The organism is Martinezella sp. CNPSo 3890 (assembly GCF_057784455.1).
In genome coordinates, this window is record NZ_JBXSOR010000004.1 from 320,389 (window position 1) to 338,538 (window position 18,150).

An 18,150-nucleotide genomic window follows, 5' to 3' on the forward strand; every position below is an offset into this window, starting at 1 on the left:
TATCCTACTCGGCCGTCGTTCCCAAGCGCTTGATCGAACCGACCAGTTGCAACGCGTGGCGCAACGAAGCTGCCGTTGCCACCACCATAGGCGGCAATAGCAACCATTCCAATGTCCAGGCGGCGCCAGAGCGCTCCTGCTCGTGTACCAGCGACTGGTGAATGCCGGAAAGCTGGACGGCATTGAAGCGAGCTAGCGTGACAAGCGTTTCAGCCGCGACCGGATTTTGCTTGTGCGGCATGGCGGAGGAGCCGCCGCCGCCGGCAAGCTCTATCTCCTCGCCTGCCTGCGCCAGAAGTGCCACGTCCTGGCCGATCTTGCCGAGGCTGCCTGATATCATGGACAAGAGCCCGGCAAGCTCGGCAATGCGCGCTCTCTGGCTTTGCCATTGCGGCTCGTCCGTGAGACCAAGCGCTTGCGCCAGCGAGCTTCTGATTTCCGCGGCCTTCTCGCCGAATTTTTCGAGCGTGCCCGCCGCGCCGCCGAATTGCAGCGGGAAGCTTTCCTGCGTCAGCCGATCGCGATACTGATCAAGCGGATGCTGCCACGCCCGCAGCCGATCGGACACTGTGATTTGGATCGCCGCCTGCATCCGGGTGCGGCCCATCAGCCGGTTCGAATCGAAACGCGCATCCAATTTGGTGAGCGCGGAGGATACGGCGAAGAGGCGGCTGCTCAAGATAAAGGCCGCAGCCTTCAGCCGCAGCATCAGGCTCGTATCGATGACATCCTGGCTGGTGGCGCCGAAATGGACATGTTTGCCGACATCCTCTCCGACCGTCTTGCGCAGTTGCCGAACAAGATCCGGCACGACGACGCCATCCGATGCCGTTGCACTCATCAGGCTTTGTAGATCGGGTTCGAAATCCGCGCAGACCTTAGCGATATGCGCAGCCACTTCCTGCGGGATCAGCCCATGCTGTGCCTCGACCTCGGCAAGTGCCGCTTCGAAAGAGAGCATGGCGCGGATGTCGGCCTTGGCTGAAAAATACGCCGCAATCTCCTCGTCACCGAGAAGGCCTGACAGAAAGGGATGATCGAAGGGAGAAACGCTCATGGCCTATATATCGAGGAAAACCGTTTCTTTGTCGCCCTGCAAATGGATGTCGAAGGTGTAGACGGAACTTTCCTTGTGAGCGATCAGCGTTGCCAAGCGCTCCTTGTGTTCGATGCGGGCAAGCAATGGATCTTCCGCGTTGGCGGCAGCTTCCTCCGGAAAATACATGCGCGTGTGCAGGCCGATGTTGATGCCGCGGGCGACGATCCAGACGGTGATGTGCGGCGCCATCTTGCGGCCGTCCTTGAAGGGAACGCGGCCGGGCTTGATGGTCTGGAAACGGAAAACGCCGTCGGTCGAATTGGTCGGACAACGCCCCCAGCCGGTAAAGTTCGGATCGGCCGTGCCGCGCAGCTCCGAGGGGCTGTTATAAAGCCCAGCGCTATCGGCCTGCCAGATCTCGAGGACGGCATCCTTGACCGGCGCTCCCGCGCCATCGAGAACCCTGCCCGTCACGGTGATACGCTCGCCGAGCGTCTTGTCGTTCAACATGACGGAGCCGAGGTCGGTTTCGTAGACACCGCCGATCTCGCTATAGTTCGGCGTCAGGCCGATATGGACGTAAGGGCCTGCCGTCTGCGACGGCGTTTCCTTGAGATAGCCGAGATCCTGTACCATCAATTGCCCTCCAGCCGGTTTTCGAACAGGGTCGACCGGCGACCGCGCAGCACGATATCGAATTTATAGGCGCGGGCATCCATCGGGATCGTGTTGCCCCAGTCAAGCGGCGCAATCAGCTGCTCGATCGCCTGTTTGTCGGGGATCGTCCCGACGATCGGACATTTCCAGATCATCGGATCGCCCTCGAAATACATCTGCGTGATCAGCCGCTGCGCAAAGCCATGGCCGAAGACGGAGAAGTGGATATGCGCAGGGCGCCAGTCATTGACGCCGTTCGGCCAGGGATAGGCGCCGGGGCGGATGGTGCGGAAAGCATAGCGGCCTTCGTCATCGGTGATGGCGCGGCCGCACCCCCCGAAATTCGGATCGATGGCCGCGAGATAGCTTTCCTTCTTGTGGCGATAACGGCCGCCGGCATTGGCCTGCCAGAATTCGAGCAGGACGCCCGGCACCGGCCGGCCGCGCTCGTCGAGCACGCGGCCATGAACAATGATCCGCTCGCCGATGGCGCTCTCGCCCGGCTTGGCGAAATTATGGATCAGGTCGTTGTCGAGTTCGTTCAATATGGAATGGCCGAAGACCGGTCCGGTGATTTCGGAGATGGTGCCGTCGAGCGATAGCAGCGCGCGTTGCGGCGAGCGCAATACGGACGTCTTATAGCCGGGCGCGAAGGCCGGCGGATGCCAGGCGCGGTCTCTCGCGAAAAAGGCGCCCGTTTCGGGTTTGCTGTTGCTTCTATCGGACATGTCTGCCTCGCTTCATGCCGCCTGTTCGGCGTCCATCTGTTCGAAAACCTGCTTGGCGATCTTGATCGCGTGGTTTGCGGCCGGCACGCCGGCATAGATCGCCACATGCAGAAGCGCCTCGCAGATATCGTCGCGCGTCGCGCCGGTGTTGCGCGTGGCGCGCACATGCATTGCCACCTCGTCATCCTGGCCGAGTGCCGCCAGAAGCGCGATCGTCACGATGGAGCGCTCGCGACGGCTGAGCGTCGGGCGCGACCAGACGTGCCCCCAGGCCGCTTCGGTGATCAGCTCCTGGAAAGGCTTGTCAAACTCTGTCACGCCCTGTTGCGCGCGATCGACATGCTCGTCGCCCAGGACTGCGCGGCGCGTTGCCATGCCCTGTAGATAGCGCTCGGACGGCATGGTGGGGTCATTCATCAGGCTTGCTCTCCACGCAGGACGACATCGATGAAGGCACGGATGACTTCGGTCAACGCCTCGGGTTGTTCGACGCAGGGGATGTGGCCCGCGTCTTTGATAACTTCATAACGCGCATTCGGAATGAGCTTTGCCGTCGACAGCACCAGCTCCGGCGGCGTCGAGCCGTCCTGATCGCCGACGATGCAGATGGTTGGCACGGCGATCTTTGCCGCGGCTTCGGTCAGATCGGCATCGCGAAGGGCCGCGCAGGTGGCGGCATAGCCCGCAACCGGCTGGCGGATCAGCATGTTGCAATAGCCGGCATAGGCGATGTTTTCCGGACGACGGAAGGCCGGCGTGAACCAGCGCTCCATGATGGCATCGACGATGGATTCGATACCTTCAGCCTCGACCTTGGCGATGCGGGCATTCCAGCTCTCGGTCGTGCCGATCTTGGGGGCGGTATCGCAGAGGATCAGCGCCCGTACCAGATCCGGTCGCCGCTGATAGAGCGACTGCGCAATCAGCCCGCCGACCGACAGGCCGCAAACGATCGCATTTTTGACCGAGAGAAAATCGAGCAGGCCGGCGAGGTCGGTCGCATGGTCCTCAATGGTATAGGGCATCTGGCCGAGATCGGAGAGACCATGGCCGCGTTTGTCGTAAAGCACGATGGCGAAATCGCCGGCGAGCCGCACGATCACATCCCGCCAGATCCGGAAATCGGTGCCGAGCGAATTGGCAAAGACAAGAACCGGCTTGTCGGCGGGGCCGCCAATGATCTGGTAATGGATCGTGACGTCGTTGATGCGGGCAAACTGCACTGGAAATCTCCTCGGGTGCGAGATTGGATGTATAATCTGGTTAGGTAAAATGATATTTCTTTGCTCTACGATAACTCCGGGGTTATGGGTGAGCATGCTCGACGCACGCATCAAGTTCCGCCATCTGCAGACCTTTGTCGAGGTTGCGCGCCAGAAAAGCGTGATCAAGGCGGCTGGCCTGCTGAATATCAGCCAGCCGGCGGTGACGAAAACCATCCGCGAACTCGAAGAAGCGCTTGGTGTCGCCGTCTTCGAGCGCGATGGGCGCGGCATCCGCATCACGCGCTACGGCGAAGTCTTCCTCCGCCATGCCGGTGCCGCATTGACAGCACTCCGGCAGGGTCTCGATTCCGTCTCGCAGGAGCGCTCCGGCGAAGCGCCACCGATCCGCGTTGGCGCATTGCCGACGGTCTCGACGCGGATCATGCCGCGGGCAATGGAATTGTTTCTCAAGGAGGAGACCTGGAGCCGCATCAAGATCGTGACCGGCGAGAACGCGGTGCTTTTGGAGCAATTGCGGATCGGCGATCTCGATCTCGTCGTTGGCCGATTGGCAAGCCCCGACAAGATGACCGGCTTTTCCTTCGAGCACCTCTATTCCGAACAGGTGGTTTTCGCCGTCAGGGCCGGCCATCCCTTGCTGTCCGGCACGCAATCGCTGTTTTCCGATCTCAGCCGCTATACAGTCCTGATGCCGACGCGCGGCTCGATCATCCGACCCTTCGTCGACAGCTTTCTGATCGCCAACGGCGCCGGCGGGCTGCCCAACCAGATCGAGACCGTCTCCGATTCCTTCGGCCGCGCCTTCGTGCGCTCGAGCGACGCTATCTGGATCATCTCGGCCGGCGTCGTTGCCGGCGATGTCGAGGACGGACTATTAGCACTTCTGCCGATCGATACCAGCGAGACGAAGGGACCGGTCGGATTGACCATGCGCACCGACGCCATCCCCACCCTTCCCTTGTCGATCCTGATGCAGACGATCCGGCAAGCGGCAAGCGAGGTCGCCAAGAAGCTTTAGATCTCGTCTAGAACGGCAGGCCGACATAGTTCTCGGCGAGCGCGGTCGAAGCGGCACGCGAATGGGTGAGATAGTCGAGTTCGGCTTCCTGGATCTTCTGGTCGAAATCATTTGTATCGGGAAAGCGATGCATCATCGTCGTCATCCACCAGGAGAAGCGCACCGCCTTCCAGACCCGGGCAAGCGCGCGGGCGGAATAGGCCTCCAGTCCGGCGTTCGAGCGGTCCTGATAATGCTCGGCTAGACCCGAAAACAGGTAATGCACGTCGCTCGCCGCCAGATTGAGCCCCTTGGCGCCGGTCGGCGGCACGATATGGGCGGCATCGCCAACCAGGAAGAGGCGGCCAAAACGCATGGGCTCGGCCACGAAGGAGCGCAGCGGCGCGATCGATTTTTCGAAGGACGGCGCCGTCACCAGAGCCTCGGCATGATGGGCAGGCAGTCGACGGCGCAGCTCATCCCAGAAGCGATCGTCGCTCCAGTCCTCGATCTTTTCGTCAAGGGGACACTGAATGTAATAGCGGCTGCGCGTTATCGACCGCATGGAGCATAGCGCAAATCCACGCGGATGATTGGCATAGATCAGCTCATGATTGACGGGCGCCACTTCCGCCAGCACGCCAAGCCAGCCGAAGGGATAGACCTTCTCGAAACTGCGGATCGCGTTTTCCGGAACCGATTTGCGGCTGACGCCATGAAAGCCGTCGCAGCCGGCGATGAAATCGCAATCGATGCGATGGGAAACGCCGTCCTTCTCGTAGGTCAGGTAGGGCGTATCGCCATCGAAACCGTGCGGCTGGATATTGGCGGCGCTGTAGATGGTTGGAGCGCCGCTTTCCTCGCGGCGGGCCATCAGGTCGCGGGTCATCTCCGTCTGTCCGTAGATGACGACCCGCTTGCCGCCGGTGAGACCATGAAGGTCGATACGATGATCGCGGCCGTCGAAGGCGAGCGAGAAACCATCATGCGGCAAGCCTTCGGCATGCAGGCGTGAGCTCGCCTTCGCCTGATCCAGCAATCGGACGGTGCCTTCCTCCAGCACGCCGGCGCGCACGCGGCCGAGAATATAATCCTTGCCGACACGATCGAGAATGACATTATCGATGCCGGCCTCCGTCAGTAGCTGGCCGAGCAGCAGCCCGGACGGCCCTGAACCGATAATGGCGACTTGAGTGCGCATCGTCTCTCCTCCCATGCGTATTTCTTGCCTCAAGTCTCTTCGGCGCGAGGTAAGTCCGCAATGGACATTTCGGTCACGAAATTGCACAAATCGAACATGGTAAGCGAGGAGTGCCATGACGAAGACCGTGCCGACTTATGAGCTCTATGGCGAAAATACCGGCCGAAAGCCGGATTTTTGGCTGCATTGCGAGACAATTCCCTCCCGCAGCAGCCTTCATCATTGGGAGATTCGCCCGCACCGGCATGAGAGCTTTTTCCAGATCTTGTACATACAAGCCGGATCGGGCGATGCCGTCTTTGACGGAATTCCCCATGCCATCACGCCACCCGCCGTCATTACGGTGCCGCCGCGCCTCAATCACGGCTTTCGGTTCTCGCGCGATATAGACGGCTTCGTCATCACGGTACTGATTTCGCATCTGAAGGCCTCGCCGGGCGATCGCAGCCGGTTGGGCGCATGGCTTGCTGCTCCGCATCTGATCTTGCTCGATCCTGACGATGAAGACGCAGACTACGTCGCCAGCACATTGAGGCGCCTGGGGGAAGAATTTGCGAGCCACCGCAACGGCCGCAACGATCTGCTGGATGCCTATCTGACTTCGGCCTTGCTGCTGACGGCCCGCATCGCCCAAAAGGCTGATGAGGAATCCAATCCGGGCGACGAAAGCGAGCGCCGCATGGAGATGCTGCAGGGCCTGATCCAGCGCCACTTCCGCTCGCACAAGCCGGCCGCCTTCTATGCCGAGAGCCTTGGCATCTCGCCGGCCCATCTCAGCCGCATCGTGCGCGGCAGAACCGGGCATGGCGCGCACGAGCTGATCACACGCAAGCTGCTGGATGAGGCCAAGCGCGAGCTGGTCTTCACCTTCGCCACCGTTCAGGAAATCAGCTATCGCCTCGGCTTTGCCGATCCCGCCTATTTCTCCCGCTTCTTCGTCAAGCAGACCGGGCAAACGCCTCGCGCCTGGCGGATTGAGGAGAGGGAGAGGCTAGGAATGTGAACAGAAATCAATCGGGTAATCACCCGCCGCCGTGGGTCGAGACGGCCTTACAGGCCTCCTCACCATGAGGGCTAATCCTCTCACTTCGCCAAAGAGGCTCCAAAGCATATCGAGCGTCGGGCATGCTCCATCCTCATCCTGAGATGCGCAGCCGAAGGCGGAGCCTCGAAGGACGAGGATGGCCCCGAAAATACACAAAAGCTACGGCAGCACCAGCCGCAGCGCCTTTTGCGTTTCCTTCAGCAGTGGCAGAAAGCGATCCGCCATGTCGGAAGCCGCGACATAGGCAGCCGGAGCACCGATGTTGATCGCTGCCACGGTCTGGCGGCGATCGTTTTCGACCGGCACGGCAATTGAGCAAAGGCCGATTTCCAGCTCCTGGTCGATGACCGCATAGCCCTGCTCCCTCACCCGGCGGAATTCCGCCATCAGTTCCTCAGGATCGGTCTTTGTATTCGGCGTGTTCGCCTTGAGGTCGCTCCGCTCGAGCACCGCACGGGCCTGGCTTTCCGGCAAGGCGGCCAGCAGAACGCGACCCATTGAGGCGCAGAAGGCCGGAAGCCGGCTGCCCGGCGTCAGATTGATCGACATCACGCGGCGCTGCGAGGCGCGGGCGATGTAGACGACCTCCGTGCCGTCGAGCACCGAGGCTGACGCATTCTGCCCGGCACGCTCGGCAAGCTGATCAAGATGCGGCTGGATGATGGTCGGCAGCGGCGTCGCGGCCAGATAGGCGTGACCTAGCCTCAGGATCTTCGGCGTCAGCGTGAAGAATTTGCCGTCATAAACAGCATAGCCGAGTTCGGAGAGCGTTAGCAACGAGCGGCGCACGGTGGCGCGATCGAGGCCGGTCAGCTTCGATGCTTCGGCGATCGTCAGGCGCTGCTGCGTCTCGCCGAAGGCTTCGATCACTTTCAAACCCTTGGCAAAGCCGCCGACGAAATCCGTTTCGCGCATCTTAGATCCTCAATTTCGGCAGTTATTTTGTGCGATATATGAACAAATGTCAAATATCGCACAAAATGATTGCCGTCGAGCCCTTGCTGATCTATTCGAAAAAAAGAGGACGGGGCGCCTTGGCCCGCCAGCATTGGCAAGTGGGAGTTTGCGCATGGATAAGACAATTGCGAGCACGGCGGCTGCCGTCTCCGAGATCGGCGACGGTGCGACCGTCATGATCGGCGGCTTTGGCGGCTCCGGTGCGCCGATCGAACTCATTCATGCGCTGATCGACAAGCGTCCGAAGAACCTGACCGTCATCAACAACAATGCCGGCAACGGTCGTATCGGCATCGCTGCAATGATCGATGCGGGCATGGTCAGGAAGATGATCTGCTCCTTCCCACGCTCGTCCGATCCGCGCGCGTTCACGGATCGCTATCTGGCGGGCGAAATCGAGCTGGAACTGGTACCTCAGGGGACGCTCGCCGAACGCATCCGTGCCGGCGGCGCCGGCATACCGGCTTTCTACACCCCAACCGCCTATGGCACCGAACTCGCCAACGGCAAGGTCATCGCCGAATTCGACGGCCGCCACTATGTTCAGGAGCGCTGGCTCAAGGCCGATTTTGCCATCGTCAAGGCACATGTTGGCGATGTGCAGGGCAATCTCATCTACAACAAGGCCGGCCGCAATTTTAATCCGCTGATGTGCATGGCCGCAGCCAAGACGATCGCACAGGTCTCGAAAATCGTTGCTGCCGGCGAGCTCGATCCCGAACACATCGTTACCCCGGGCATCTTCGTCAACGGCGTCGTTGAGGTCGCCGATCCGCAGCAGGAAGAAAATCTCATTCGAGCCGGAGTGGCCTACGTATGACCATCGACACACGCGAAGACATCAAGCTCTCCAACGCCCAGATCGCCTGGCGCGCAGCTCAGGATATCCAGGATGGCGCCTATGTTAACCTCGGCATCGGCTTTCCGGAAATGGTCGCTCGCTACCAGCCTCCTGGCCGTCAGGCGCTCTTCCACACCGAAAACGGCATACTGAATTTCGGCGAGCCGCCGGCGGAAGGCGAGGAAGATTGGGATCTGATCAACGCCGGCAAGAAGGCCGTCACGCTGAAACCGGGCGCATCCTTTTTCCACCACGCCGATAGCTTCGCCATGGTGCGTGGCGGCCATCTGGATGTCGCGATCCTCGGCGCCTATCAAGTGGCGCAGAACGGCGATCTTGCCAATTGGCGCGTCGGCTCCAAGGGTGTGCCTGCCGTCGGCGGAGCCATGGATCTGGTCCATGGCGCCAAGCAGGTCTTCGTCATCACCGAACATGTGACGAAGGACGGCAAGCCGAAACTGGTGGAGGCCTGCACCTTCCCCTTGACCGGTGTCGGCTGCATCACCCGTATCTATACGAGCCATGCAGTCATCGACATTGGCAAGCAAGGTTTCGTCGTGCGCGAAAAACTCGCTGCCATGACGATGAACGAGCTGCAAGCGATGACCGGTGCGCCCCTGCATACAGACGGCCCGGTTGCCGACCTGATCGTGCCGACGCTCTAAAGCTCGTTGCGATCTTTCAGATTCGCGCGCAATGCTTTAAGCTTATAATATTTCGCATGCCGTTGTCGCAAATCCGCTGCTCACTTTTGCGCGCCATGCCGTAGGGAGAAGACCATGACCGAAGCCTTCATCTGTGATTACATCCGCACGCCGATCGGCCGCTTCGGCGGATCGCTTTCTTCCGTCCGCGCCGACGATCTCGGTGCAATACCACTGAAGGCGCTGATCGAACGCAACGGCTCTGTCGACTGGGAAGCCGTCGACGACGTGATCTATGGCTGCGCCAACCAGGCGGGCGAGGACAATCGCAACGTCGCGCGCATGGCAAGCCTGCTGGCCGGCCTGCCGATTTCAGTGCCCGGCACGACGATCAACCGGCTTTGCGGTTCCGGCATGGATGCCGTCATAGCAGCCGCCCGCGCCATCCGCGCCGGCGAGGCTGAATTGATGATCGCCGGCGGCGTCGAAAGCATGTCGCGCGCGCCCTTCGTCATTCCAAAGGCCGAAAGCGCCTTTTCGCGCAATGCCGAGATCTACGATACCACCATCGGCTGGCGCTTCATCAACCCTGTCATGAAGAAGCAATACGGTGTGGATTCCATGCCGGAAACCGGCGAGAACGTCGCAGAAGATTACAAGGTCACCCGCGAGGATCAGGACGCCTTTGCCGTTCGCTCGCAGGCAAAGGCTGCGGCAGCGCAGGAGAACGGCCGGCTTGCCAAGGAAATCACTTCGGTCACGATCCCGCAGCGCAAGGGCGATCCGGTCATTGTCGGCAAGGACGAGCATCCGCGCGCAACCACCATGGAAGCGCTTGCCAAGCTCGGCACGCCCTTCAAGAAGGAAGGCGGCACGGTGACGGCCGGCAACGCCTCCGGCGTCAATGATGGCGCTGCCGCGCTCATCATTGCTTCAGAGGCAGCTGCCAGGAAATACGGCCTGACGCCGATTGCCCGCATTCTCGGCGGTGCGGCCGCCGGTGTTCCCCCGCGCATCATGGGGATCGGCCCGGTTCCCGCCTCCCGCAAGCTCATGACGCGCCTCGGCATGGGCCAGGAACAGTTCGACGTTATCGAATTGAACGAGGCCTTCGCTTCGCAGGGGCTTGCCGTGTTGCGCGAACTCGGCATTGCCGATGACGATACGCGCGTCAACCGCAACGGAGGCGCCATCGCGCTTGGACATCCACTTGGCATGTCCGGTGCCCGCATCACCGGTACCGCCGCCCTGGAACTGAAAGAAACCGGCGGTCGCTATTCGCTGTCGACCATGTGCATCGGCGTCGGCCAGGGCATCGCTATCGCACTGGAACGGGTCTGATCGTTCTGGCCAGCCTATGGTCCGGCGCCACATGAGCGGCGGACCATGCTCACGGCCGAAACCCGAGCCGGGTCATTGAAGGCTGCAACCAACGATAAAACTGGAACGGCAAAGGTTTTGGCGCGTTTTTCCTGCTGCTCAGTGGGATCAGTCCATGCCATCACGCCAGAATGTCTTAAAAGCATCTCCGTCAAACGCCGTTATCATTCTCATTGCCATCACCCTGTCGCTGTCGATTGCGCACTCCGCCTTCGCTGCCGAGGGGCAGAAGGCCAGCCACCCTTCGGAAGGGCTGTTCCTGGTCCAGATCATTCTGCTTGTCGTATCGGGCAGATTGCTCGGCGAATTGATGGTGCGCATCGGCCAGCCATCGATCATGGGTCAGATCATTGCCGGTATCATTCTCGGCCCCTCCCTTTTCGGCTTGATCTTCCCCCATATACAGGCGAGCCTTTTTCCTTCGGAGGGCGCACAAAAGAGCATGACCGATGCGATCGGCCAGCTCGGCATTCTCTTTCTCCTGCTGCTCGCAGGCATGGAGACCGATCTCGGTCTTGCGAAACGCCTGCGCAAATCGGCGGCCGGCGTTTCGTTGACGGGCATCGTGATTCCCTTTGCGGCCGGCTTTGCACTCGGGGAGCTCATCCCGGACGCCTTTCTTCCCGATCCCGAAAAGCGGCTGGTCACATCACTTTTTCTTGGTACCGCGCTTTCCATTTCTTCCGTGAAGATCGTCGCCTCCGTCGTCCGCGAAATGGATTTCATGCGCCGGAACATCGGTCAGCTGATCGTCGCTTCGGCCATTATCGATGATACGGTTGGGTGGGTCATCATCGCCATAACCTTTGGTCTTGCGGAAAAAGGGACAGTCGATCTCATGACACTGGCGACCAGCGTCATCGGCACACTGGCCTTCATGGCCGTGAGCTTCACTGTAGGACGGCGGATCGTGTTCGAGATCATCCGCTGGACCAACGATAATTTTCGCAGCGATCTGCCCGTGCTCAGCGCCATCGTTGCGATCATGGGCGGGATGGCCATCATCACCAATCTCATCGGCGTCCATACCGTGCTCGGCGCCTTCGTCGCCGGCATCTCGTCGGTGAATCGCCGATCCTCACCCGACAGATCGACGTCCAGCTTCGCGGTTTGACGACAGCGCTGTTCATGCCAGTCTTCTTCGGGCTGACCGGCCTGCAGACCGATCTTACCGTGCTTGCCGATCCCTCCATCTTGCTGCTGACGGCCGCCATCGTCATCATAGCGAGCATCGGCAAGTTCGGAGGCGCTTTTGCCGCCGCCAAGTTTGGCGGCTATTCGGCATCCGAAGCTCTGGCGCTCGGCTGTGGAATGAACGCCAGGGGATCGACGGAAGTCATCGTCGCGACCATAGGCCTGTCCGTCGGCGTATTGGACGAAAAACTCTTCTCCATCATCGTCGCCATGGCCGTCATCACCACGATGGCGATGCCGCCAACGCTTCGCTGGGCGCTTGCCCGCCTGCCGTTGCGCGAAGAGGAGCGTGACCGGCTCGAACGTGAAGAATTTGAAAGCGAAAGCTTCCTCGGAAATTTCGAACGCATCCTGCTGACCGTGGATGGCTCGCAAAGCAGCCGCCTCGCCACGTGGATCGCCGCCTTCTTCGCCGTGACGCGCAAGATGCCTGTCACCGTCCTGGATATCAGGGAACCAAGCGACGCAATACACGATCCAAATGATAGAGCGACGACAGTTGCGGCGCCGCAAGGTCGAGCCGTCGCTGACGATTTGAGACAATGCGCGACCGATTTACTCGCGTCGGCTTCCCCGAAGCAGGATCTAGCCAGCGAAAGCGATATCCATGTTACGGTCTGGGAGAAGAACGACACGCTGGAAACCATGCTCGAAGATGTCTCGGGTACCGGCCACGATCTCCTCTTCATGGGCATCGAACCGACCATGGGCGAAGACGGGCGCTTCAGCACGGCCCTGCAAATCATGACCTCTGCCTTCCAGGGAACGTCAGCTATCGTAACAGCACGCGGTATGCTCCCCGAACGTCCCCAGGACTTGAGAATCCTGCTGCCGGTCAGCGGCACCGAACGCTCCGTCCGGGCAGCCGAATTCGGGCTTGCGATTGCGAAGGCGGCGGGAGCCCATTGCGCCCTGCTGCGGATCGTTGAACCGCGACAGGTCAGAGCCATTCCGCGCATCAGCGACCGAGGCAATGACCAATGGGACGTTCTCAACAAGGTCGGCGCGATCGCGGAGTACTATGGCGTCGAGATCGAGAAGGTGGTTCAGCAAGGACCGTCACCGGAGCTCTCGATCCTGCGGCACGCCCGAAGCGGCAAATATAATCTGATCGTGCTCGGCGTGAGCAAGCGAGCCAGTGGCAGCCTCTCCTATGGCAGCGTGGCAGACACACTGCTGCAAACGGCAGACAGATCATGCGTCTTCATTGAAACCGACCTGGCCGCCTCGCAGGCAATTCGCGAATAGCCCTGTCCGTCAACGGTGGGATGGATCAAGAGAATCAATAGGCGCCATCAGCACTATTCATTTCTCGAACGTAGCCCCGTGAAGCATATTGACCGGCAGCACGATCTTTTGCAGAGCCCGATATGTCCGACCTTATCCTTTCGCGCGACCATGAAGAAGCCGATACGCGGGATGGATGGAAGGTCGTCGCCGCCACCCATGTGCTGACGACCGTGACGTTCGGAGCCGCCTACTCCTTCTCCGCCACTTTGCCGGGGCTTGCTGCGGAGTTCAATGCGTCGCGCGGCGAGGTCGCCCTCGTCTTTTCCATTTCCGCATTTCTCTTCTACTCGCTCGGCGCGATTGCCGGGCCTCTCGCCGACAGATGGTCGTCGCGCAGCCTGGTTCTTCTGGGACTGGGAGCAATGATCATTGGCTATATCGGCGCCAGTCGTGCCGGATCCCTGACCGCACTTTACATCTGGTATGGCTTCGGCGTCGGATTTGGGATCGGCCTATCATACGTTCCGGCGATCGGAGCGGTGCAATCCTGGTTCATCCATAAACGAAGCCAGGCGTCGGGCGTCGCGACGGCCGGGATTGGGCTTGGGACCTTGATCCTGCCCTTCGCCATCGGCCAGGCTCTTCCCTTCATCGGCTGGCGAGGGTGTTTCCTTGCGCTTGCCTGCATCTTCGCCGTTTTTGGCGTACCGGCGGCTCTGCTTGTCCGCAAGCGCCGTGACGGTACGATCTCGTTCCCGGCGCACGCCGGCAATCCCAAGCTCCCCGCTGTATGGCGCGACGGACGGTTCTGGCTTTTCTATATCGTGCTTCTCCTGTCCTCTCTGTGCACCTTCATCCCCTATGTTCATATCGTCGCCGCCGCCCGCGACATGGGGCTTTCCATTCAGGACGGAACCGCCCTTGTCAGCGTTATCGGTGTCGGCAGCGTCATCGGCCGCTTCTTTCTGGCAGGCCTGGGAGATCGCTTCGGCCGCCGGCAACTGCTGGCATCGCTCACCCTTGCAGTCGCGGCCTCCTTTGCCATATGGGCGTCGGCATCAGGCATGATCCAGCTGATCTTGTTCGCATTGATCTTCGGCATGAGCTATGGCGGGTGCGTCGGCCTTTATCCGGCTGTCGCCGCCGATCTGTTCGGCACGCGCCAGATTGGTGCAGTTATCGGGTATCTCTATTCGGCCGTGGGTGTGGCAGCCCTGATCGGGCCAACTGCAGCAGGCTTTATTTTCGATCATACCGGCAGCTATTCCGGCCCGATTATCGCAAGCGGCCTCGCCGCATTCGCAGCAGGGTTTATCGCGTTGCGCCTCGGGAAGAAGTCCTAGAGCTGAGCTGCGATTGCAGCCTTGTCGATGACAGACCAGACGTTCCGGATCCGCCCGTCCAGAAACTCATAGAAGACATTCTCGGCAAACTGCACCCTTCTGCCATTCACCGCCATACCGAACAGCATTCCCGTCGGCCTACAATCAAATTGCAGGCGGCTTGCGACGCGTGGCGGTTCGCAGATCAGTAGAGTGATATCGAAATGAAGATCGGGAATGGCGCGAAAATCGCCTTCGAGCATTTGCCGATAGCCTGATAGTCCAATGTAGGCGTCATTGTAATGCACGTCTTCATGGACGAATTTACCCAGATTCGACCAATCCTGCTTGTTCAGGCAGGCAATATAGCCTCGGTAGACCTCGGACAGATCGACGCTTGCCATTCTCATCACCCACGCCCTGGAGGCAGCCTGCGCTTCAGGCCGATGCCTGCAGACGGCGGCGACTCGTATGCATCATCGTAATCGGATGCTTGAGCGCCGGTGCAGGACGGCCGATATGGTATCCCTGAACGGCATCGATGCCAAAGGATTTGACGAGATTGAGTTGCTCCTCGTCCTCCACGCCCTCGACCAAGATGCGATGGCCGCGATTGCGCACCAGACCGATGATGTCCTCGAGAAGGATCTTCGCACCGTCGTTGCTTGCCGCGTCGTGCAGGAAGGATTTGTCGATCTTGACGGTTTCGAACTCCATCAGCCGCAGCCATGATAATCCGGCAAAACCTGTGCCGAAATCATCCAGCCAGAATTTGATGCCGAGCTTCTTCAGATCCTGAATGCTGTCGAGGACATCGGGGCGTATCTCCATATCGACGCCCTCGGTGATCTCGAACGCCACCCTGTGACCCGAAACGCCCGTTTCCGCCAGAATAGCGGCCACCTGCGCGGCGAAACCCGGAGCCCGCAGCTGGATCGGGGAGACGTTTATGCTGACCGTGTCGACAATGTCGCGGGTAAGCAAATCACAGCAGGCCCTTCTGATCGCCCAATAGCCGAGTTCCATGATGGCGCCGGTGCGTTCCGCTATCGGGATAAAGACGGCCGGAGAAGCATTCGATCCGTCGAGCAACTGCAGGCGCATCAGAGCTTCATAGGCACCGATTTCTCCAGTCTGGAGATATTGGATCGGCTGATAGACCAGCGAGACGAGGTTCTGCTGGATGGCGATCTTCAAAATGGCCGCGATATTCTCGCTCGCATCGCCGCCCGGCAGCTCGTTCGGATCGAAGATCCGTGCGCAATTGCGGCCGCTCGCCTTTGCCGAATACAGCGCACGGTCTGCCTCGTTGATCACGTTCTCCAGCTTCGCGCCGGCGACGTCTCTCGTAATGGTCGCTCCAACACTTACCGTGACATGCCGGAAGCCGTCCAGACGTTGTGCATGGACGATATCGAGAGCCTCTATCCCCTGACAAATGGCATCCGCCAGAGCCAGCGCATCCGAACTGCTCTCCAGATCGAGGATAACGATGAATTCCTCGCCGCCGTAACGTCCGACCGTTGCCCCGAGTGGAGCAACGATGTTCGACAGCGCATTGGCAACCGTCACAAGGCAGTGATCCCCCTCCTGATGGCCGTAATAATCATTATACTTCTTAAAGAAGTCCACATCGACCAGCAGGATGGCGAATGCTGCGCCCTTCTCGCGCCAGCGATCCCAAAATTGTTTCAGCCTTATATCCGCGGCTCTTCTGTTCTCCATCCCGGTCAGGGAATCCGTGATCGAAAGCCGCAGAAGCGCCTCGCCGCGTTCGGTCGCCTGGCGCTGCTGCAGCTCCGCTTCCCTGGCATTGAGAAAGACGTTGAAACGCTCCTTGTTCAGTTTCCAGTTCACATAAGAGGTGAACACGAAGCAGCAGAGATAGAAGGTGGTGAAGGCCAGACAGTAGGCGGCGCTATAGTGAAATTCCGTCAGCGACAGCAGGAAAAAGGCGAAGATCAGCCCTGACGACATCAGTGCCAGGCCGAACTCAAGGCTGAAGAACAGGTTAACGCCCATCATGAAGATGGCGCCGAAGGCGGCATAATAGGAGAATGCCTCGGCATTGGCCGTCTGCAATGCCGGCAGCAGCCACACGACATATCCAAGAACGACGGCCGCAGCACATGTCGCCTCAAGCTCGCCGGCACGACGTTGCCGCGAAAACTGCATTTCCAGGATCAAAAGCGAAAAGCCCCCAATCAGAAACCGCGCAGGGATCGTCACGTGCGAGACGTCGGGAATGAAGACCAGATCCGTGACCAGGAAGAGGATATAAACGGGCACGGCAAGCCACAGACCGCTGCGAGCCAAAACGCGCCGCGCGTCGTTGCTATAGGCTTTGTAGAGCCCGCGCAGCTCATCGGGGCGGTTAGTCATGCGAGCCTCGCTCTGACCAAGATCGCTGTTTCCCGACAATCGACGCATGCTCATCATCACCCGAGTTAGCCGAGACCTCATGTCCACCGCGTTACCTTTGCGTCGCTCGAATGAACAAATCGCCCGCTTCACCACGGCGGCTAATTTGATCCGTTTGATAACGACAGCGTTGCCGCAGCGACATTAACAAAACCATAGCGCTCAATTTTTATATGAGATATGGTTTGCGTAGTGTTCACGGAATGATTTAAAATTGAAACAATTTCAAACCGCTCTTGATGGCTTCAGCCTCGTTACCTCCCAGTCCATCTCGGAACATACGAGATCGTCCGGTAACAACATTGCAACCGACCAAATAAAGGAGGGCGAGGCCGAACTCGCCCTCATTCTCTCCCTCACGCAGCAGGCGTTCGAAGCAAACGCGCCCGTTCCAGGCACCATGCAAGCCTTGACGGAGCGTCTGCAGGCGCTGAAAAACAAGACGACACCCCTGACCTGGGCACATCTTGCCTCGGTGGCGCAGGGACATCCCGTGTCGTCCTACCTGTTGCAGGACCCTCTGACACGATGGTCCTTCGAAAAGCCGCGCGGCTACAGCGGCGATGCCTATCTGCTGGATTTCATCTATGAACATCCGGCCGTTGCCGCACAGGTGGCGGAAGCTTCGGCGCTGGGCGCAGAAGTTTACGATTTCACCCGGCGCGCACCATCCGCCGTCGCCGTGCGAGAAAGGCGCGAGATCCTGGCAGCCCACGTCGATGCAGTGGCGGAGGCGACGGATGGCGCCGAAGTCCTGGCAATCGCGGCCGGCCATCTTCGCGAAGCGGAGCTCTCAAAGGCTCTGCAGAGCGGCAGGCTCAAGCGCTGGGTCGCGCTTGATCAGGACCCGGTCAGTGTCGGGGCGGTGAGCTCGACCTTCCATGGCACCTGTATAGAAGCGATCAACGGCTCCGTTCGCACCATTTTGGGACGCGCGCAGAAGCTCGGCACGTTCGACTTCATCTATGCAGCCGGCCTTTACGATTATCTGGCCGAAAGCGTAGCCGTGCGTCTGACGGAACGCTGCCTGCAAATGCTGAAGCCCGGCGGCAAATTCCTGCTCGCAAACTTCGCCAAGGATATCGGTGTCGAAGGTTATATGGAGACCTTCATGAATTGGCCGCTGATCTGGCGAACGGACGAGGATGTCCAGTCGATCATCGACAAGGTCAAGCACCCGATCGCTGATGTTTCCCTTACACGCGGCGAAAACGGTGGCGTCATATACGCGGTTCTGACCGTATAGCCGACGGTAAGCGTGATGACCG

General features: G+C 60.0%; 16 protein-coding genes and 1 pseudogene. 8 read left to right on the plus strand and 9 right to left on the minus strand.

The window, feature by feature from the left end; translation table 11 throughout:
• Nucleotides 1–4: 4 nt before the first annotated feature.
• The 5 genes from AC13RC_RS14195 to pcaD are packed head-to-tail and all read right to left on the minus strand — an operon-like array spanning nucleotide 5 to nucleotide 3,647.
• The gene (locus AC13RC_RS14195; RefSeq protein WP_488557498.1) at nucleotides 5–1,057 is read right to left on the minus strand and encodes a 3-carboxy-cis,cis-muconate cycloisomerase; all 1,053 of its coding nucleotides are present in this window, start codon (nucleotides 1,055–1,057) and stop codon (nucleotides 5–7) included.
• Between the two features lie 3 nt (nucleotides 1,058–1,060).
• Nucleotides 1,061–1,675 carry a protocatechuate 3,4-dioxygenase subunit alpha gene (gene pcaG, locus AC13RC_RS14200; protein ID WP_488557499.1) on the minus strand — a complete coding sequence of 205 codons (615 nt, stop codon included), beginning with the start codon at nucleotides 1,673–1,675 and terminating at the stop codon, nucleotides 1,061–1,063.
• Nucleotides 1,675–2,424 (minus strand): protocatechuate 3,4-dioxygenase subunit beta, encoded by a 750-nt coding sequence (gene pcaH / locus AC13RC_RS14205; RefSeq protein WP_488557500.1) that lies wholly within the window; start codon nucleotides 2,422–2,424, stop codon nucleotides 1,675–1,677. Before pcaH ends, pcaG begins: the two co-directional genes overlap by 1 nt.
• A 12-nt stretch (nucleotides 2,425–2,436) precedes the next feature.
• Nucleotides 2,437–2,841: a 4-carboxymuconolactone decarboxylase gene (gene pcaC / locus AC13RC_RS14210; protein ID WP_113329585.1), complete on the minus strand. Its 405-nt coding sequence runs from the start codon at nucleotides 2,839–2,841 to the stop codon at nucleotides 2,437–2,439.
• Nucleotides 2,841–3,647, minus strand: a complete 807-nt coding sequence (gene pcaD, locus AC13RC_RS14215) for a 3-oxoadipate enol-lactonase (protein ID WP_488557501.1) — start codon at nucleotides 3,645–3,647, stop codon at nucleotides 2,841–2,843. The genes pcaC and pcaD overlap by 1 nt, the downstream gene beginning before the upstream one ends.
• A gap of 94 nt (nucleotides 3,648–3,741) precedes the next feature.
• Between pcaD and pcaQ the strand changes: the two genes are divergently transcribed.
• The gene (gene pcaQ / locus AC13RC_RS14220) at nucleotides 3,742–4,668 is read left to right on the plus strand and encodes a pca operon transcription factor PcaQ (RefSeq protein WP_488557562.1); all 927 of its coding nucleotides are present in this window, start codon (nucleotides 3,742–3,744) and stop codon (nucleotides 4,666–4,668) included.
• Between the two features lie 7 nt (nucleotides 4,669–4,675).
• Here pcaQ and pobA read toward each other — a convergent pair whose 3' ends face one another.
• The gene (gene pobA, locus AC13RC_RS14225; protein WP_488557502.1) at nucleotides 4,676–5,848 is read right to left on the minus strand and encodes a 4-hydroxybenzoate 3-monooxygenase; all 1,173 of its coding nucleotides are present in this window, start codon (nucleotides 5,846–5,848) and stop codon (nucleotides 4,676–4,678) included.
• Nucleotides 5,849–5,963: 115 nt separating this feature from the next.
• Here pobA and AC13RC_RS14230 point away from each other — a divergent pair, with 115 nt between their 5' ends.
• Complete coding sequence (locus tag AC13RC_RS14230; RefSeq protein WP_488557503.1) at nucleotides 5,964–6,851, plus strand: helix-turn-helix domain-containing protein; 888 nt, start codon at nucleotides 5,964–5,966, stop codon at nucleotides 6,849–6,851.
• Nucleotides 6,852–7,052: 201 nt separating this feature from the next.
• On the opposite strand, the gene AC13RC_RS14235 is transcribed toward AC13RC_RS14230, so the two are convergent.
• On the minus strand, nucleotides 7,053–7,808 hold the full coding sequence (locus AC13RC_RS14235) for an IclR family transcriptional regulator (RefSeq protein ID WP_488557504.1): 756 nt from the start codon (nucleotides 7,806–7,808) through the stop codon (nucleotides 7,053–7,055).
• Nucleotides 7,809–7,962: 154 nt separating this feature from the next.
• On the opposite strand from AC13RC_RS14235, the gene AC13RC_RS14240 reads away from it, so the two are divergent.
• From AC13RC_RS14240 to AC13RC_RS14260, 5 genes and pseudogenes are all read left to right on the plus strand, one after another.
• Nucleotides 7,963–8,670, plus strand: coding sequence for a 3-oxoacid CoA-transferase subunit A (locus AC13RC_RS14240; protein WP_183808899.1), 708 nt, complete (start codon nucleotides 7,963–7,965; stop codon nucleotides 8,668–8,670).
• Nucleotides 8,667–9,356: a 3-oxoacid CoA-transferase subunit B gene (locus AC13RC_RS14245; RefSeq protein ID WP_488557505.1), complete on the plus strand. Its 690-nt coding sequence runs from the start codon at nucleotides 8,667–8,669 to the stop codon at nucleotides 9,354–9,356. The genes AC13RC_RS14240 and AC13RC_RS14245 overlap by 4 nt, the downstream gene beginning before the upstream one ends.
• A 114-nt stretch (nucleotides 9,357–9,470) precedes the next feature.
• Nucleotides 9,471–10,676, plus strand: coding sequence for a 3-oxoadipyl-CoA thiolase (gene pcaF / locus AC13RC_RS14250; protein WP_488557506.1), 1,206 nt, complete (start codon nucleotides 9,471–9,473; stop codon nucleotides 10,674–10,676).
• Nucleotides 10,677–10,830: 154 nt separating this feature from the next.
• A pseudogene (locus AC13RC_RS14255) lies at nucleotides 10,831–13,157 on the plus strand (cation:proton antiporter domain-containing protein).
• Between the two features lie 122 nt (nucleotides 13,158–13,279).
• Nucleotides 13,280–14,482, plus strand: coding sequence for an MFS transporter (locus tag AC13RC_RS14260; protein WP_488557507.1), 1,203 nt, complete (start codon nucleotides 13,280–13,282; stop codon nucleotides 14,480–14,482).
• Here the strand turns inward: AC13RC_RS14260 and AC13RC_RS14265 are convergent.
• Both AC13RC_RS14265 and AC13RC_RS14270 read right to left on the minus strand, forming a co-directional pair.
• The gene (locus tag AC13RC_RS14265; protein ID WP_152095407.1) at nucleotides 14,479–14,865 is read right to left on the minus strand and encodes an ester cyclase; all 387 of its coding nucleotides are present in this window, start codon (nucleotides 14,863–14,865) and stop codon (nucleotides 14,479–14,481) included. The two genes, AC13RC_RS14260 and AC13RC_RS14265, sit on opposite strands and share 4 nt — an antisense overlap.
• 34 nt (nucleotides 14,866–14,899) lie before the next feature.
• Nucleotides 14,900–16,843: a putative bifunctional diguanylate cyclase/phosphodiesterase gene (locus AC13RC_RS14270; protein WP_246661121.1), complete on the minus strand. Its 1,944-nt coding sequence runs from the start codon at nucleotides 16,841–16,843 to the stop codon at nucleotides 14,900–14,902.
• 253 nt (nucleotides 16,844–17,096) lie between these two features.
• Between AC13RC_RS14270 and AC13RC_RS14275 the strand changes: the two genes are divergently transcribed.
• Nucleotides 17,097–18,128 (plus strand): class I SAM-dependent methyltransferase, encoded by a 1,032-nt coding sequence (locus AC13RC_RS14275; protein ID WP_113329572.1) that lies wholly within the window; start codon nucleotides 17,097–17,099, stop codon nucleotides 18,126–18,128.
• Nucleotides 18,129–18,150: the final 22 nt, after the last annotated feature.

Bases quoted from the DNA above. Each gene is read 5' to 3' on its own strand.
- AC13RC_RS14195 (WP_488557498.1), bottom strand. From the start codon at position 1,057: ATGAGCGTTTCTCCCTTCGATCATCCCTTTCTGTCAGGCCTTCTCGGT.
- pcaG (WP_488557499.1), bottom strand. From the start codon at position 1,675: ATGGTACAGGATCTCGGCTATCTCAAGGAAACGCCGTCGCAGACGGCA.
- pcaH (WP_488557500.1), bottom strand. From the start codon at position 2,424: ATGTCCGATAGAAGCAACAGCAAACCCGAAACGGGCGCCTTTTTCGCG.
- pcaC (WP_113329585.1), bottom strand. From the start codon at position 2,841: ATGAATGACCCCACCATGCCGTCCGAGCGCTATCTACAGGGCATGGCA.
- pcaQ (WP_488557562.1), top strand. From the start codon at position 3,742: ATGCTCGACGCACGCATCAAGTTCCGCCATCTGCAGACCTTTGTCGAG.
- pobA (WP_488557502.1), bottom strand. From the start codon at position 5,848: ATGCGCACTCAAGTCGCCATTATCGGTTCAGGGCCGTCCGGGCTGCTG.
- AC13RC_RS14230 (WP_488557503.1), top strand. From the start codon at position 5,964: ATGACGAAGACCGTGCCGACTTATGAGCTCTATGGCGAAAATACCGGC.
- AC13RC_RS14235 (WP_488557504.1), bottom strand. From the start codon at position 7,808: ATGCGCGAAACGGATTTCGTCGGCGGCTTTGCCAAGGGTTTGAAAGTG.
- AC13RC_RS14240 (WP_183808899.1), top strand. From the start codon at position 7,963: ATGGATAAGACAATTGCGAGCACGGCGGCTGCCGTCTCCGAGATCGGC.
- AC13RC_RS14245 (WP_488557505.1), top strand. From the start codon at position 8,667: ATGACCATCGACACACGCGAAGACATCAAGCTCTCCAACGCCCAGATC.
- pcaF (WP_488557506.1), top strand. From the start codon at position 9,471: ATGACCGAAGCCTTCATCTGTGATTACATCCGCACGCCGATCGGCCGC.
- AC13RC_RS14260 (WP_488557507.1), top strand. From the start codon at position 13,280: ATGTCCGACCTTATCCTTTCGCGCGACCATGAAGAAGCCGATACGCGG.
- AC13RC_RS14265 (WP_152095407.1), bottom strand. From the start codon at position 14,865: ATGGCAAGCGTCGATCTGTCCGAGGTCTACCGAGGCTATATTGCCTGC.
- AC13RC_RS14270 (WP_246661121.1), bottom strand. From the start codon at position 16,843: ATGACTAACCGCCCCGATGAGCTGCGCGGGCTCTACAAAGCCTATAGC.